Here is a 14,545-nt window from a genome sequence, read left to right on the forward strand (position 1 = left end):
CCTGGGTGCGGTTACGTCGGTGATAGACGAGGGTGAGTCTGATTTCCTGTTCGGTGGTCAGCGCCCGGGGCCTGCCTGTTCTCTGCGGGGGACGAGGGTGGGTCTCGATGAGGATCGTGCACAAGGCTGCCATTGCGGCCGCGGAGAAACCTGTTGTATGATACACGTGAGGACCTGTTTTGAGATTTTCGGCCATTGGTTGCTTTATTGTCTCAGGGCAGGTCCTCATTGTCTGTTCCGACACGCCCGGGAGCGGGAATCACCGAAGATTCAAATCAGGAGTTTTGCATAACCCTCAGTTATAAGAAAATTAATCCAAAGCGTGCCGCTAGAATTGCTGCTAAAGAAGCTAGGGTTGCAAAGCTTAGTACGGCTTCACAAGAAGCCCTTGCACGACAACGCGATGATCTTAAAAAGACGGCTTCAGCGAATAAAAAGAGAGAAAAAGATGAACATGAAAAATATGTTAGATCGGTGAGACGTGCTAAAGCTAAAGAAAAACATAAGGGTCATTGATAATTACTCCAAATTGAATGGCTGACCCTTTAGGACGATAGTGTTCTTTTAACAAGGTTTTTGGGTGAGTCGGTATGGAAATTTTGGCCGGCATGAAACGAAACCGTATTTTTCGTGGATTTCCTGTGCCGTTTCGGATATGATCGGGGCATGCAGGTTGGGGTCGCCCCGGAGGAGACCGTCGTCCTGGTCGGGTGGAGGAAGCGTTCCGACAATCATGTGCTGGTTCGGATGAAGGCAGAAGCGATTCTGTACGCCTCCCGTGGCGTCGACGTGGGCATCATCGCTGAAATGGTCGAGCGGACGGAGAGGACAGTGCAGGAGTGGCTGGCCGAGTGGCGGGCCACCAGGATGTGCTCGGTGCTCACCGGGCACGCCGGGAACCAGGACGCGGCGAAACTCACCCGCACCCGGAAGGAAGAACTCAAGCCATCCTCGCCCAGCCACCGTCCCAGACGGGTGTCCGCGTCGGGTTCTGGGACGTCCCGGCGGTACGTGACGTCGTGAAGATCCTGTTCGACGTGGAACAACACCAGTCGGACTCCTCCCACCGGCTGCTCCTGCGCTTGTGCGGGTTGAGTCTCGAGCTGCCGGACCCGTTCGACGGGCACCGCGACGAGAAAGCCGTCACCCGGCGCATGGCCGAGGTGAAAACACAAGTCAAGGCCCTGTTGGACGCCGGCTGGGAGGTCTGCACGGCGGACGAGGTCCGCTTGGAGCACGAGGCCGAGACCCGCCGCATGCAGCCCCCGAAAGGACAGCGCACCAAACTGTCCGTGGACCGGAAGAAGACGTCCCAGTCCTTCTTCGGCGCCCTCCCCCCGACCAGCAAAAAAGTCAAACTGTACCCGATCGAGGGGAACCGGAACACCGAGCAGACGATCCTCGCACCGGACCTGCTCCAACGCGAAACCGAGGCAGAGAAGATCGCGGTCGTCCTGGACAACGCCCGATCCCACCACGCCAGAGCCCTGACCGGCCTCCACGAGCCGGGTCAGCTGCTGGAGCGCATCACCACGATCTTCCTGCCGCCGTACGCGCCCGACCACAACCCCGTCGAGCACGTCCGGAACACGGCCAAGAACAACACCGCCACCATCCAGCACGAAACCCCCGAAGAAACCCTCGACGCGTCCGCCCCACACGTCACCGGCCGCACCGTCGACTACGACTCCGAGCACCTCCCACTCCGCGGAACCAGAGACGATCCTGTTCCATGACAGCCATGATTGTCTGTGCGTTTCTTCCACCTGATCAGAACGGCGATTTCTTCCGGGGTGACCTCAACCTGCATGCCCCGATCATATCCAAAAAGACGCATCAAATCCATCAAAAATATGACTTTATTTCACGGCATCCACAGGACACGGCACTGATCAAAATACGCACCAAAACGGGAACACCAAGGACTCGGGGCGGCATCCTCTCCCCACCGGCCCGGCATCGGCGCCCGCGCACCGACGCCGTCCATGGCGCCGACGGCCCGACCCCGGATCGCAGGACGGTGAGACGGATGCGCGCGGCCCGCATCGGCGACCGGCGCACAGGACTCGCGTCGTCCGCGGACCCAGAGCCAGCGGTGTGCATCCACGATGCCGCTGTGCGCCCGCGGCGCGGCACGAACGACCCGGCGACGACCATCGTCCCGACGGGGAGCGGCGGAATCGGCGGGGCCAGGGGTTCCGCCGCGGCGGCAGGAGGCACGGCGCGACTCGGGGCGATCCAGTCATGTCGGTGATTCAGTCGTACTGGGGTGGGGCTCGTTTGGCGGCATGAGCACAATGGGGGCGTGATCACGGCTGCTGCAGACGGTTCGTCCCTGTCCAACCCCGGCCCGGCCGGCTGGGCCTGGTACATCGACGACGAGCGCTGGGCCAGCGGTGGCTGGCCGCACGGCACGAACAACATGGGCGAGCTGCGGGCCGTTCTCGAGCTGCTGCGCGCCACGGCCGTCGACGCCGACCAGCCGCTGCGCGTCCGGTGCGACTCGCAGTACGTCATCAACGCCCTCACCCGGTGGCTGCCCGGATGGAAGCGCAACCGCTGGCGCAAGAAGGACGGCAGGCCCGTGCAGAACGTCGAGCTGCTCCAGGCACTCGACGAGGCCCTGGCCGGGCGCGAGGTCTCCTTCGAGTGGGTCAAGGGCCATGCCGGCGACCGCATGAACGAGGCCGCCGACGCCCGCGCCCGGGCGGCCGCCACCGCCTATCGGGACCACCGCGAGCCCGACCCCGGACCCGGATACCGGCCCGCCTCCGACCGCCGCCCGGACCCGGCGCCGGCGCCCTGCCCGGCGGACCGCGGCACGGCGGGCCGCGGCGCGCTGGGCGCCCCGAGCCCCGTCGTCGAGCCTGATCCGTCCGGCGCCGTCGCACCGGCCCGCGACGGGCTCGCCGAGGTCTGGGAGGCCGAGCGGGCTCTGCTCACCGCCCCCGTCCGCGCCGACCCCGACCGGCTGCGCGTGCTCCTGCACCCCGACTTCGTCGAGCACGACGCGGCCGGGCGCATCTGGACGCGCAGCCGCCTGCTCGCCCAGATCGCGCCCCTCGAACGCGAGACCCGGCTCGAGCAGCTGGGCGCCACCCGCCTGGGCCCCGACGCCGTGCTGCTGCGCTGGCGCGCCGTCACGAGGACGGTGTCGAGCCTGCGCAGCTCGGTGTGGGTGCGTGACGACGCGCTCGGCCGCCCGCGCTGGCGCCTGCTCTTCGCCCAGGGCACCGCAACCAGGTCCTGAAACCGGGCGATGCGGGGCGGGTCAGCCGACGATGGCCTGCACACGGGACGGGTCGACGTCCTCGACGCGGGCGTGCGCGAAGCGCGGGTCTCGGTCCTTGTCGACGAGCTGGGCGCGCACGCCCTCGACGAAGTCGCAGTCGGGCAGCAGGCCGCGGGCGATCCGCAGGTCCTGGTCGAGCGCCTCGACCGGCCCGGCCAGGCCCGCGGCGCGGCGCACCGCGGCCAGCGCCACGCACACCGACAGCGGCGACTTGGCGCGGATCCGGCGGGCGGCCTCCCGGGCCCGCTCGTCGCTGCTGGACTCGAGGCGGGCGAGGATCTCGACCGGGTCGTCGCCGACGAAGCACTCGTCCACCCAGCCCAGGTCGAGCACCGGCGCGGCGGCCATGCCCTCGACCTCGTCGACGAGACCCAGCCCGAGGGCGGTGGGCGCGTCGATCGTCCGGCCGGTCATGGCCAGCCAGGCGCCCGCCTGGCCCGGCAGCCGGGAGAACTCCCAGGTCATGCCGACATCGGGCCACAGGCCGATCTGCACCTCGGGCATCGCCAGGGCCAGGTCGGCGGCCGCGACGCGGTGCGCCCCGTGCATCGACAGGCCGAGGCCGCCGCCCATCGCGATGCCGTGCAGGTGCGCGGTGACAGGTTTGCCGAAGCCGGCGACGAGCGCATCGGTGCGGTACTCCAGCGCCAGGAAGTCCAGCGCCGGCCCGACGCCGCCCCCGAGCATCATCTCGCGCATCGCGCGCACGTCGGCGCCGGCGCAGAAGCCCCGCCCCTCCCCGTGCAGGTGCAGCGAGGTGATCGACGGATCGTCGCGCCAGGCGGTCAGCCGGGGGGCGATCGCCTCGAACATCTCGGTGGACAGGGCGTTGAGCGCCCTCGGGCGGTTCAGGCGCAGGACCGCCGCGCCGCCGTCGACCTCGAACACGACGTCGTCCATGGGGGCCTCCATGATCTCTCGGACGGGCGCGGGGCGCGGCCGCCCCGCGCGGGGAACAGCCCCGAGACTACCGGTCCGGGCCCGCCGGGGTCCGGCGTTCCGGCCGATCGGACCGCTGCTCGGGGAACGGCCCGGACGAGGGCGGGGGAGCACGACATGACGGCGCTCGGCCCGTCGTACGGGGAACGGCCGCCATCGGCGCCGGACCCGACAGCCCGCCCGGCCGATCGGCCCGACGTCCCGGGAACGGTCCTGGGCCACGGTCCGGGGCTCCCGTCCTGCCGGGCGCTCGGCGCCGAGCGCGTGCCCGCCCGGACCCACGGTCCGGGGCTCGCGGAACCGTGCGGCGGCCGGAGCGGCGTCCTACTATCCTTGGCCGCATGTGCGCTCACATCCTCGCGACTGCTGCCTGGCCCTACGCCAACGGGCCCCGCCACATCGGCCACGTGTCCGGCTTCGGCGTCCCCTCCGACGTCTTCGCGCGGTACATGCGCATGGCGGGCCACGACGTCCTGCTCGTGTCGGGCTCGGACGAGCACGGCACCGCGATCCAGGTGAAGGCCGAGGCCGAGGGCCTGACCTCCCAGCAGACCGCCGACAAGTACCACGCCGTCATCGTCGAGGACCTGGCGGGCCTGGGGCTGAGCTACGACCTGTACACCCGCACCACGACGCTCAACCACCAGGAGGTCGTGCAGGAGATCTTCCGCACCCTCCACCGCAACGGCTACATCGTCGAGCGGACCCAGCTCGGGGCCATCTCGTCGAGCACCGGTCGTACTCTGGCCGACCGCTACGTCGAGGGCATCTGCCCGATCTGCGGCTTCGAGGGCGCCCGCGGCGACCAGTGCGACAACTGCGGCAACCAGCTCGACCCCACCGACCTCATCGAGCCGCGCAGCCGGATCAACGGCGAGAGGCCGAGCTTCGTCGAGACCTCGCACTTCTTCCTCGACCTGCCCGCGCTGGCCGACGCCCTCATGGCCTGGCTCGACTCGCGCAGCGACTGGCGTCCGAATGTGCTGAACTTCAGCTACAACTTCGCCAAGGAGCTCAAGCCCCGCGCCATCACCCGTGATCTCGACTGGGGCGTCCCGGTGCCGGTCGAGGGCTGGGCCGACGACGAGATGAAGCGCATCTACGTCTGGTTCGACGCGGTGATCGGCTACCTGTCCGCCTCCGTCGAGTGGGCCCGGCGCTCCGGCGACCCCGACGCCTGGAAGGCCTGGTGGCAGGACCCGCAGGCCCGCTCGTACTACTTCATGGGCAAGGACAACATCGTCTTCCACTCGGTCATCTGGCCCTCGATGCTGCTCGGCCTCAATGGCGAGGGCTCCCGCGGCGGCACCCCCAGCGCCGAGCTCGGCCGGCTCGACCTGCCCACCGAGGTCGTCTCCAGCGAGTTCCTCACGATGAGGGGCTCGAAGGTCGACACGAGCGCGGGCGTCGTCATCTACGTCGGCGACTTCCTCCGCGAGTTCGGACCCGACGCGCTGCGCTACTACATCGCCGTTGCCGGGCCCGAGAACAAGGACACGGACTTCACCTGGGACGAGTTCGTCCGCCGCAACAACAACGAGCTGGCCAACGAGTGGGGCAACCTCGTGAACCGCTCGATCTCGATGGCCGCCAGGAGCAACGGCGCCGTCCCGCCGGCCCACGAGCTCACCCGGGTCGACCGGGAGCTCCTCGACGCCGCCGGGGACGCCTTCGGCACGGTCGGCGGTCTCATCGAGCAGTGCCGGTTCAAGGCCGCCATCACCGAGGCCATGCGCGTCGTCTCGCTCGCGAACCAGTACATCTCCCAGCAGGAGCCCTGGAAGCTCGAGGACGACCCCGACCGCCGCGACACGGTCCTCAACACCGCCCTCCAAGTGGTCCAGGACGCCAACACGCTGCTCACGCCGTTCCTGCCGCACGCCGCCCAGAGGGTCTTCGAGATGCTCGGCGGCCGGGGCGTCTGGGCCGCCCAGCCCCGCATCGAGCAGGTCACCGAGGGCCGGGGCCCGGCCGAGCACAGCTACCCGGTGCTCACGGGCGACTACGCGGGCCAGCAGGCCGTGTGGTCCTCCCGCCGGATCGGGCCGGGGACGCCGCTGAGCAGGCCGATCCCGCTGTTCCGCAAGCTGGACGCCGAGCTCGGCCGCACCGGCCCGGAGTGGGCTCGCATCTGAGGGCCCCGCCGTGACGCCCGGGGCCGGTTCCGGGCCTCACCAGGCGGTGACTTCCGGGGATTGCGTCGAGGCGTAGCGCGTCGCCAGCGCCAGCGCATGGGCGAAGTCGTCCACGAGGTAGGTGAGCGCCTCGAGCTCGCCCTGGCCGCGTCGGGGCGAGTCCGACAGGCCCTCGTACCAGATGAACTTCGGCCTGTAACGGCCCTCGTCGGTGAGCTCCTGGAAACGGTCGATCCAGGCCTCCGAGACGCCGAAGGCGACCGCCCAGGGCAGGTAGCGGCCGAAGATGTTGCCCGACTCGGCCCAGTCGACGCTCTCCGGGTCGAGGTCGACGAGGAACGAGCGGAAGCCCATCGCCTGCTCGCGCACGGCGCTGCCGACCGGCGTGCGCGAGGGCATGAGCGGGATGACGGCCAGGACGAGCAGGCCGATCGAGGTGATCGCCACCGACCACAGGCCCAGGCCGAGCGGCCCGGCGAGGAGCACGACCGAGAGCAGGCCGCCCAGACCCACGACGGTGCCGACGGCGCGGCAGCGGGCCCGCGCCTTGTTGGGCGCCACCCGGAACCAGCCGAGCTCGGCCACCCGCCGCTCGATGCCCTCGCGCGTCGTGAGGAAGCCGCCCTTGGCGCGGGAGATCTGCTGGGTGCTCGTGACCGTGACGATGCGCCCCTTGACCTTGGGGAACATCTTCTTGAGCACCGTGCGCTCGTAGAGCTCCAGCGCGCCGGCCTCCTTGTCGGTGCGGCGGAAGGTCCAGGCGTGGTCCTCCTCGCGGTGGATCGTCATGAAGCCGCGCACGGCGAGGTCGAGCATCGTCGCCGTGATGTGGGCGAACTCGGGGCGGGCGTCGATGAGCATGCCCACCTCGGCGGGCCGGGTGCCCTCGGGCGGGCAGGAGCGCTGCGGCACGTGGTGGGCCGTGCCGCGCACGACCCGGGTGCCCGGCGGCGGGGGAATGGTGCCCGGCACGGGGCTGGCCCAGCGGTGGTCCCGGCAGATGAGGGAGAGGTGGGCGAGGGTGAGGCCGCCGCCGACAACGAGGATCACCGCTGCGCCGACGAGGTCCGGGCCGTCGAGCGGGAAGCGGTCGGCCAGGGTCTTGACGGTCGTGTACGACTCGTCGACGTCCTGGAAGGTGCCCCGCGGGCAGTGCGCCCGCAGCACGAGCGCCCGGTCGGCCCCCACGTCCTGCGCGGCGAAGCGCGCGACGACCCCCGAGGTGAAGGCCCGGCAGTCGGCGCCGCCGGAGGCGCAGTCGGCGCCGAGCACGGCGTCCGGCGCCACGACGACGGCGGTGAACCGGTCGTGCACCGCCGAGCCGGCGAGGACGGCGGGCCAGACGAACCCGTCCTGCTCGCCGCCCGGGGTGACGAGCCCCCGGACGGTCATGGTGATCGTGTAGCGCTGGACGCCGACGACCTTGGCGCCGCGATCGCCGATCGTGTAGAGGCGCTCGTCCCGCGCGCTGTGAGAGCGCACCGCGGTGCTCGCGCCCGTCGGGCTCGTGACCCCCACGTCGGTGGTGCGCACCGCGCGGTAGCGCCGGTGCCCGTCCGCCTCGTCGGCCTCGATGCGGCGCGGCACCCGGAGGACGGGGCCGGTGACGGGCGTCGTCCCCGCGTCGAGGACGAGGTCGATGCGCACGCGGGCGACGCCGTTGCGGTCGAGCTCGATGCGCTCGTCCACGCTCGTGAAGCGCCCCTCGGCCGGGCCCGGCTCGGCCGCGGCGCGCGTCGGCGCCCCCATGAGCAGCGCCGCGCCCATCGTCAGCGCGGCGCACAGGGCGCACAGCAGCCGCAGCCGGGGACCGCGGGCGCCCGACCCCCGGCTGCGGGGCGGCTGCACCGGTGCGTGCGAGACGGTCACGAGGGGCAGGTTAGTCGACGCGGCCGCGGCCGTGCGAGGGATCCGGGTCCGGCCGCGCACCCGCTCAGGGTCCCCTGAGCGCCATCACGGGCGGATCGGCGCCCCTGTGAGGCCATCTCGCACGGTCTGGCACCGCAGTGCCGATCGGCTTGTGGCCTGTGGAATTCTGGGGGAGCAGAAGAGGAGTTCTCGATGACCACGACCGTCCGTTCAGACGCCGCCACGGCGACGACCACCGACCAGACGACCTCCGGGGCGCCCCCGGCGGATGGGTCCCGCGCGCGGGGCCGCCGCGAGACCATGGACGGCAACGAGGCGGCGGCCCGCGTCGCCCACGCGATGAGCGAGGTCATCGCGATCTACCCCATCACCCCGAGCTCGGCCATGGCCGAGAGCTGCGACGCCTGGAGCGCCGCCGGGCGCACGAACATCTGGGGCGGTGTGCCCCGGGTCGTCGAGATGCAGTCCGAGGGCGGTGCCGCCGGCGCGCTGCACGGCGCCGTGACGAAGGGCGTCATGGGCACCACCTTCACGGCCTCCCAGGGCCTGCTGCTCATGATCCCGAACATGTACAAGATCGCCGGCGAGCTCACCCCGGCCGTCATCCATGTGGCGGCCCGTGCCGTCGCGACGCACGCGCTGTCGATCTTCGGTGACCACTCCGACGTCATGGCCTGCCGCCAGACCGGCTGGGCCATGCTGTGCGCCTCGAACGTCCAGGAGGCCCACGACCTCGCCGCGGTCTCGCACGTCGCGACGCTGCGCACCCGCGTGCCCTTCCTGCACTTCTTCGACGGCTTCCGCACCAGCCACGAGGTCAACACCCTCGACACCCTCGAGCGCGAGGACCTGCGGGCGCTCGTCCGCGAGGAGGACGTGCTCGCCCACCGCGAGCGCGGCCTGACCCCCGACGCCCCGCAGCTGCGCGGCACCGCCCAGAATGCCGACGTCTACTTCCAGGCCCGGGAGGCCGTCAACCCCTTCTACGAGGTCGCGTCGGGCGTCGTCCAGGAGGTCATGGACGAGCTCGCCGCCCGCTGCGGCCGCCAGTACCACCTCGTCGACTACCACGGCGCGCCCGACGCCGACCGGGTCGTCGTCGTCATGGGCTCGGGCGGCGCCACCGTCCGCGAGACCGTCGAGGCGCTCAACGCCGACGGCGCCCGGCTCGGCGTGGCGCAGGTGCGCCTGTACCGCCCGTTCCCCGCCGAGGCCCTCATCGAGGCGCTGCCCCCGAGTGTGCGCCGCATCGCCGTCCTCGACCGCACGAAGGAGCCCGGCAGCGCCGGGGAGCCGCTGTTCGCCGACGTCGTCATGGCCGTCGCCGAGGCGGGCGAGCACTTCGACGGGCCCCTGCCGCTGATCACCGGCGGGCGCTACGGCCTGGGCTCCAAGGAGTTCACCCCGGCCATGGCCAAGGCCGTCTTCGACGACCTGGCGGCCGAGGCGCCGCACCGGCGCTTCACCATCGGCATCGACGACGACGTGACGCACCTGTCGCTTCCGGTCGACGAGGACTTCCGGATCGCCCCCGAGGGCCTCACCGCCGTCTTCTTCGGCCTCGGCGCCGACGGCACCGTCGGGGCCGCCAAGAACTCGGTGAAGATCATCGCCTCCGAGCCCGACCGCTACGCGCAGGGCTACTTCGTCTACGACTCCCGCAAGTCGGGCGCCACGACGGTCAGCCACCTGCGCTTCGGCAGCAGGCCGATCGACGCCCCCTACCTCGTCGACGCCGCCGACTTCGTGGCCGTCCACCAGTTCGAGCTCCTCGAGAGGATGCCGACCCTCGACCTGGCCAAGCGGGGCGCGACGGTGCTCGTCAACTCGCCGTACGGCGCCGACACCTGGGACCGGCTGCCCGAGGACGTCCAGCGCATCATCCTCGACCGCGACCTCGACCTGTGGGTCGTCGACGCCGCCCGGATCGCCCACGAGGCGGGCCTGGGCCAGCGCATCAACACGGTCATGCAGCCCTGCTACTTCTACCTGTCGGGCGTCGTCGACCGGGACGAGGCGATCCCGCGGATCAAGGAGAGCATCGAGAGAACCTATCTGCGCAAGCGCGGGCGCATCATCGTCGAGCGCAACTTCCAGGCCGTCGACGCGGCCGTCGAGAGCATGGTCCACGTCGAGCCCGGGTCCGAACTGTCCGGCCTGGCCCGTATGAGACCGCTGCCCGACGAGGCGCCCGACTTCGTCAGGCGCGTCACCGGAGCCATGCTGCGCGGCGAGGGCGACTCCCTGCCGGTGAGCCTCCTGCCGGTCGACGGCACCTGGCCGGTCGCCACGAGCCGGTACGAGAAGCGCGGCATCGCCGAGGAGATCCCGATCTGGGACGAGAGCCTGTGCATCGACTGCGGCAAGTGCGCCCTCGCCTGCCCGCACGCGGCGATCCGCATCAAGGTCGCCCCCGCCGACGAGTTCGCCGACGCGCCCGAGGGCTTCCCGTCGAAGAACTACCGCGACCGGAGACTGACCGACCACCGGCTCGTCGTCCAGGTGGCCCCCGACGACTGCACCGGCTGCTCCATCTGCGTCGACGTCTGCCCGGCACGCTCGAGGACCGAGGTCAAGCACAAGGCCCTCGCGATGGAGCCCCGCCGCGAGCACCTCGCGGCCGAGCGCGCCCACTACGACTACTTCCTGGGCCTGCCCGAGATCGACCGCACCGTGGTGCGCCACGACCAGGTCAAGGGCGTCGCCCAGCTGCAGCCGCTCTTCGAGTTCTCGCTGGCCTGCTCCGGCTGCGGCGAGACCCCCTACATCCGCACCCTCACCCAGCTGTTCGGCGACCGCATGCTCATCGCCAACGCCACCGGCTGCTCGTCCATCTACGGCGGCAATCTGCCGACCGCCCCGTACGCGAAGGACCGGCACGGGCGCGGCCCGGCCTGGAGCAACTCGCTGTTCGAGGACAACGCCGAGTTCGGCCTGGGCATGCGGCTCGCCTGGGAGCAGCAGAACGACGAGGCGAGGCGCCTGCTCGCCGAGCTGCCCGGGCTCGACGCCGAGCTGGTCTCCGGGCTGCTCGACGCCGACATGGGCCAGGAGCAGGGCGTCGTCGACCAGCGCGAGCGCGTCGCCCGGCTCAAGGAGGCCCTCGCCGGGCGCACCGACGCCGCCTCCGCGCGCCTGGCCTCCCTCGCCGACGAGCTCGTCGAGAAGTCCGTGTGGATCATCGGCGGCGACGGCTGGGCCTATGACATCGGCTACGGCGGCCTCGACCACGTGCTCGCCAGCGGACGCAACGTCAACATCCTCGTACTCGACACCGAGGTCTACTCCAACACCGGAGGTCAGGCCTCGAAGGCGACCCCGCGCGGGGCGGCGGCGAAGTTCGCGGCCGGCGGCAAGAGCGGCGCCAAGAAGGACCTCGGCCTCATCGCCCAGGCCTACGGCGACGTCTTCGTCGCGCAGGTCTCCATGGGCGCCAACCAGCAGCAGACGGTGCGCGCCCTCCTCGAGGCCCAGGCCTGGCCCGGGCCGAGCCTCGTCATCGCCTACGCCACGTGCATCGCCCACGGCATCGACATGGGCACGTCCATGACGCACCAGGCCGAGGCCGTCTCCAGCGGCTACTGGCCGCTGTACCGCTTCCGCCCCGGCACCGACGAGCACGCGGTGCCCCTGCACCTGGACTCCAAGGCCCCCACCGGACGGGTCGCCGACTTCATGGCGAAGGAGGCGCGCTTCGCGATGCTCAAGCGCTCCGACCCGGAGCGCGCCGCCGAGCTCGAGAGGCTGGCGCAGGCCGACGCCGACGAACGCTGGCGCTACTACAGCCAGGTCGCCGGCATCGAGCGGGCCCTGCCCTCCGAGCGGCCCGGGGACGAGGACGGCGCCCCGCAGCCCGTCGCCCGGCCCACGGCGCGGGCCGGGGCCGACGGCGACGTCGCGAAGGCGGCCCGCGCCGCCCGCATCGCCGCCGCCCGGGCCAGGGCTGCCGCCGCCAGCGGCGCGGACAGGGGCTCCGGAGGGGCCCCCCGGCCCGCCGAGGGGGCCGCCGCCCGTCCGAGCAAGGAGGAGCGGGCGGCCGCGATCGCCGCACGTCGCGCGGAGCTGGCCGCCGAACGGGCCGCCGCCCGGGCCGAGGGGGAGGACGCCCGATGAGCGCTCCGCAGCTGAGCACCACCTACATGGGCCTCGACCTGGTCAGCCCGGTCGTGGCCTCCGCCGGACCGTTCAACCGCCGACTCGACAAGCTCATCGAGATCGAGGCGTCCGGGGCGGGCGCCGTCGTCCTGCCCAGCCTCTTCGCCGAGGAGATCGAGGCGGAGGCGCTGGCCGCCGACTCCGTGCTCGACACCGGCGACGCCTTCGCCGAGTTCGACTCCGCCCCGCTGGCCGGCCTGTCGGTGAGCGGCACCGCCTCCGCGGACCGGTACGTCGAGCTGGTCGGCGACGCCGCCGAGGCCCTGTCGATCCCGGTCATCGCCTCACTCAACGGCGCCCGCCCCGGTGACTGGGCGCGCTACGGCAGGCTCCTCTCCGATGCCGGCGCCGACGGGCTCGAGCTCAACCTCTACGACGTCGCCGCGGACCCCGCGCTCACCGCCGCGGACGTCGAGGACCGCCACCTCGCCGTCGTCGCCGAGGTGCGGGAGGCCGTCGGAGGGCTGCCGCTGGCCCTGAAGATCTCGCCCTATCTGTCCTCGCTGGCCAACTTCGCCCCGCGGGCCCGCGCCGCCGGCGCCGACGCCCTCGTGCTGTTCAACCGCTTCTACGGCCCCGACATCGACCTGGAGGAGCTGACGGTGACCCCGCGGCTGGTCCTGTCGACCCGGGCGGAGCTGCCGCTGCGGCTGCGCTGGGCCGGCATCCTCGCCGCCCAGTGCCCCGACCTGCAGATCGCCGTCACCGGAGGCGTGCACGGCGGCGCCGACGTCGTGAAGTCGCTCATCGTGGGGGCCCGGGTGGCCTGCACGACCTCGGCCGTCCTCGACGAGGGGCCCGGCGTCATCGCGACGATGCTCGACCGGCTGCGCGACTGGCTGGCCGCGCGCGGTTACGGGTCCGTCGACCAGCTGCGCGGCGCCATGGACGCCCACTCGGTCGACGACCCCGCCGCCTTCGAGCGCGCCCAGTACGTGAAGGTGCTCCACACCTGGTCCTGACGCCGGGCCCGCGGTCCCCGGGGCGCCGGTCAGCCGGGCAGCGGCCAGCCGTCGAGGACGCGGCAGGCGTTCGCCTCGTACCAGTGCAGCTCGACGCGCTCGGCCCGGCAGCGGGCCGGGACGAGATCGCCCAGCAGCGTGCGCGTCGAGGCGAGCGAGACGTCCCGGGAGATCCTGTCGAGCGTGAGGTGCGGCTCCGGGTCGTCGCCGCCGAAGGGACGCACCTGCGGGTGGGCGCGCATGAGGGCATGGATGAGTGCGCTGAAGGGGGCGCGCTCGTCGGGACGCAGATGGATGACTCCGTCCGGGAAGGCCTCGAGGCGCGCGAGCCGGAAGTCGAAGGGGCCGTGCCCGGCCAGGGCCCGCGCCACCGTGTCGTGGTCGGGCAGCTCGTGCAGGGGCGCCAGCAGCGTCACGTGCGCATGCGTGAACGCCGGGTCGGCGCTGAGGAAGGTCTCGTCGTAGAAGGCGGTCCGCGCCCGCACGAAGGGTTCGAGCCGGGGGACCGGGACGAGGAGGACGCCGTGGCCGCGCCAGGACGACGGGCCCTGCTCGGGCTCCGGTGCCTCCGACGCGGCCACGGATCGAATCCTATGCGCCCCGGACGCCCCGCGCACCGCGGGGGCGTCCGGGGCGGGGTGTCAGGCGAGCGAGGCGCGCAGCATCCAGGCCTGCTTCTCCAGCTCGGAGGCGATGCCGATGAGCAGGTCGTTCGTGAGGTGGTCCTCGGCGTCGACGGCGTCGAGGGTGGCCTTGATGCCGGCGGCGACGCGGGCGGTGCGCTCGGCGAAGCCGGCGTAGGCGTCGGCGACCGCGAGATCGCCGCCCTCGACGGCGTCGAGGCTGCTCGTCGCGGCCACGGTGGCGGCACGGCCGTCCGGAGTGCCGCCCAGGGCGGCGAGACGCTCGGCGACCTCGTCGGCGGCCTCACGGGCCTCCCCGACGATCTCGTCGAGGAACAGGTGCAGCGAGCGGAAGCCCTCGCCCTTGATGTTCCAGTGGGCCTGCTTGGCCTGCAGGTGCAGGTCGGTCAGGTCGACCAGGGCCTGCTGGAGGGCCTTGGCGACGGTGCCGGTGGTGGCGGGGGCGGTGGTGACAGTGGCGGTCATGAGATTTCTCCTGGACTTGTTTCGTTCCGATGTTCCTGACGCCCTGTACAACCAGCGGGGGCCCCGGGCTATTCCTCGGCGGGC

Annotated in this window: 13 protein-coding genes; 8 read left to right on the forward strand and 5 right to left on the reverse strand. The window is 71.6% G+C overall.

The window, feature by feature from the left end; all coding sequences use genetic code 11:
- A partial coding sequence (locus tag K336_RS19390) for a hypothetical protein (RefSeq protein ID WP_211223489.1) occupies positions 1-196 on the reverse strand: 196 nt, incomplete at its 3' end.
- Positions 197-228: 32 nt separating this feature from the next.
- Here K336_RS19390 and K336_RS17830 point away from each other — a divergent pair.
- The 5 genes from K336_RS17830 (at position 229) to K336_RS0110220 (ending at position 3,250) form a co-directional block, all read left to right on the forward strand.
- Complete coding sequence (locus tag K336_RS17830) at positions 229-516, forward strand: DUF2992 family protein (RefSeq protein WP_162142598.1); 288 nt, start codon at positions 229-231, stop codon at positions 514-516.
- A 150-nt stretch (positions 517-666) separates the two neighbouring features.
- On the forward strand, positions 667-1,023 hold the full coding sequence (locus K336_RS19785) for a hypothetical protein (RefSeq protein ID WP_233418753.1): 357 nt from the start codon (positions 667-669) through the stop codon (positions 1,021-1,023).
- Entirely contained in the window at positions 948-1,736 is a 789-nt protein-coding gene (locus K336_RS18645; RefSeq protein WP_233418755.1) for an IS630 family transposase, read from the forward strand. The genes K336_RS19785 and K336_RS18645 overlap by 76 nt, the downstream gene beginning before the upstream one ends.
- Positions 1,733-2,254, forward strand: a complete 522-nt coding sequence (locus tag K336_RS18650) for a hypothetical protein (protein ID WP_155945062.1) — start codon at positions 1,733-1,735, stop codon at positions 2,252-2,254. The genes K336_RS18645 and K336_RS18650 overlap by 4 nt, the downstream gene beginning before the upstream one ends.
- Before the next feature lie 51 nt (positions 2,255-2,305).
- A complete protein-coding gene (locus K336_RS0110220; protein WP_028706965.1) occupies positions 2,306-3,250 on the forward strand; it encodes a ribonuclease HI family protein in 945 nt (314 codons plus the stop codon).
- Between the two features lie 21 nt (positions 3,251-3,271).
- On the opposite strand, the gene K336_RS0110225 is transcribed toward K336_RS0110220, so the two are convergent.
- Positions 3,272-4,192, reverse strand: a complete 921-nt coding sequence (locus K336_RS0110225) for an enoyl-CoA hydratase/isomerase family protein (protein ID WP_028706966.1) — start codon at positions 4,190-4,192, stop codon at positions 3,272-3,274.
- A 380-nt stretch (positions 4,193-4,572) separates the two neighbouring features.
- Between K336_RS0110225 and metG the strand changes: the two genes are divergently transcribed.
- On the forward strand, positions 4,573-6,366 hold the full coding sequence (gene metG / locus K336_RS0110230; protein ID WP_028706967.1) for a methionine--tRNA ligase: 1,794 nt from the start codon (positions 4,573-4,575) through the stop codon (positions 6,364-6,366).
- A gap of 36 nt (positions 6,367-6,402) precedes the next feature.
- Here the strand turns inward: metG and K336_RS0110235 are convergent, their stop codons facing one another.
- Entirely contained in the window at positions 6,403-8,235 is a 1,833-nt protein-coding gene (locus K336_RS0110235) for a DUF2207 domain-containing protein (RefSeq protein ID WP_021797355.1), read from the reverse strand.
- Positions 8,236-8,427: 192 nt separating this feature from the next.
- Here K336_RS0110235 and nifJ point away from each other — a divergent pair, with 192 nt between their 5' ends.
- Entirely contained in the window at positions 8,428-12,348 is a 3,921-nt protein-coding gene (gene nifJ / locus K336_RS15935) for a pyruvate:ferredoxin (flavodoxin) oxidoreductase (protein ID WP_233418754.1), read from the forward strand.
- Complete coding sequence (locus K336_RS0110245; RefSeq protein ID WP_021796785.1) at positions 12,345-13,352, forward strand: dihydroorotate dehydrogenase-like protein; 1,008 nt, start codon at positions 12,345-12,347, stop codon at positions 13,350-13,352. Before nifJ ends, K336_RS0110245 begins: the two co-directional genes overlap by 4 nt.
- Before the next feature lie 29 nt (positions 13,353-13,381).
- Here K336_RS0110245 and K336_RS0110250 read toward each other — a convergent pair whose 3' ends face one another.
- Positions 13,382-13,933, reverse strand: a complete 552-nt coding sequence (locus tag K336_RS0110250; protein WP_021796782.1) for a 2'-5' RNA ligase family protein — start codon at positions 13,931-13,933, stop codon at positions 13,382-13,384.
- A 60-nt stretch (positions 13,934-13,993) separates the two neighbouring features.
- The gene (locus K336_RS15940; protein ID WP_021796780.1) at positions 13,994-14,461 is read right to left on the reverse strand and encodes a Dps family protein; all 468 of its coding nucleotides are present in this window, start codon (positions 14,459-14,461) and stop codon (positions 13,994-13,996) included.
- Positions 14,462-14,545 lie beyond the last annotated feature (84 nt).

Origin of the sequence: Propionibacterium acidifaciens DSM 21887, assembly GCF_000426605.1 — a bacterium.
Classification (GTDB): Bacteria; Actinomycetota; Actinomycetes; order Propionibacteriales; family Propionibacteriaceae; genus Propionibacterium; species Propionibacterium acidifaciens.

Bases quoted from the DNA above. Each gene is read 5' to 3' on its own strand.
- nifJ (WP_233418754.1), top strand. From the start codon at position 8,428: ATGACCACGACCGTCCGTTCAGACGCCGCCACGGCGACGACCACCGAC.
- K336_RS19785 (WP_233418753.1), top strand. From the start codon at position 667: ATGCAGGTTGGGGTCGCCCCGGAGGAGACCGTCGTCCTGGTCGGGTGG.
- K336_RS0110245 (WP_021796785.1), top strand. From the start codon at position 12,345: ATGAGCGCTCCGCAGCTGAGCACCACCTACATGGGCCTCGACCTGGTC.
- metG (WP_028706967.1), top strand. From the start codon at position 4,573: ATGTGCGCTCACATCCTCGCGACTGCTGCCTGGCCCTACGCCAACGGG.
- K336_RS18650 (WP_155945062.1), top strand. From the start codon at position 1,733: ATGACAGCCATGATTGTCTGTGCGTTTCTTCCACCTGATCAGAACGGC.
- K336_RS15940 (WP_021796780.1), bottom strand. From the start codon at position 14,461: ATGACCGCCACTGTCACCACCGCCCCCGCCACCACCGGCACCGTCGCC.
- K336_RS0110225 (WP_028706966.1), bottom strand. From the start codon at position 4,192: ATGGACGACGTCGTGTTCGAGGTCGACGGCGGCGCGGCGGTCCTGCGC.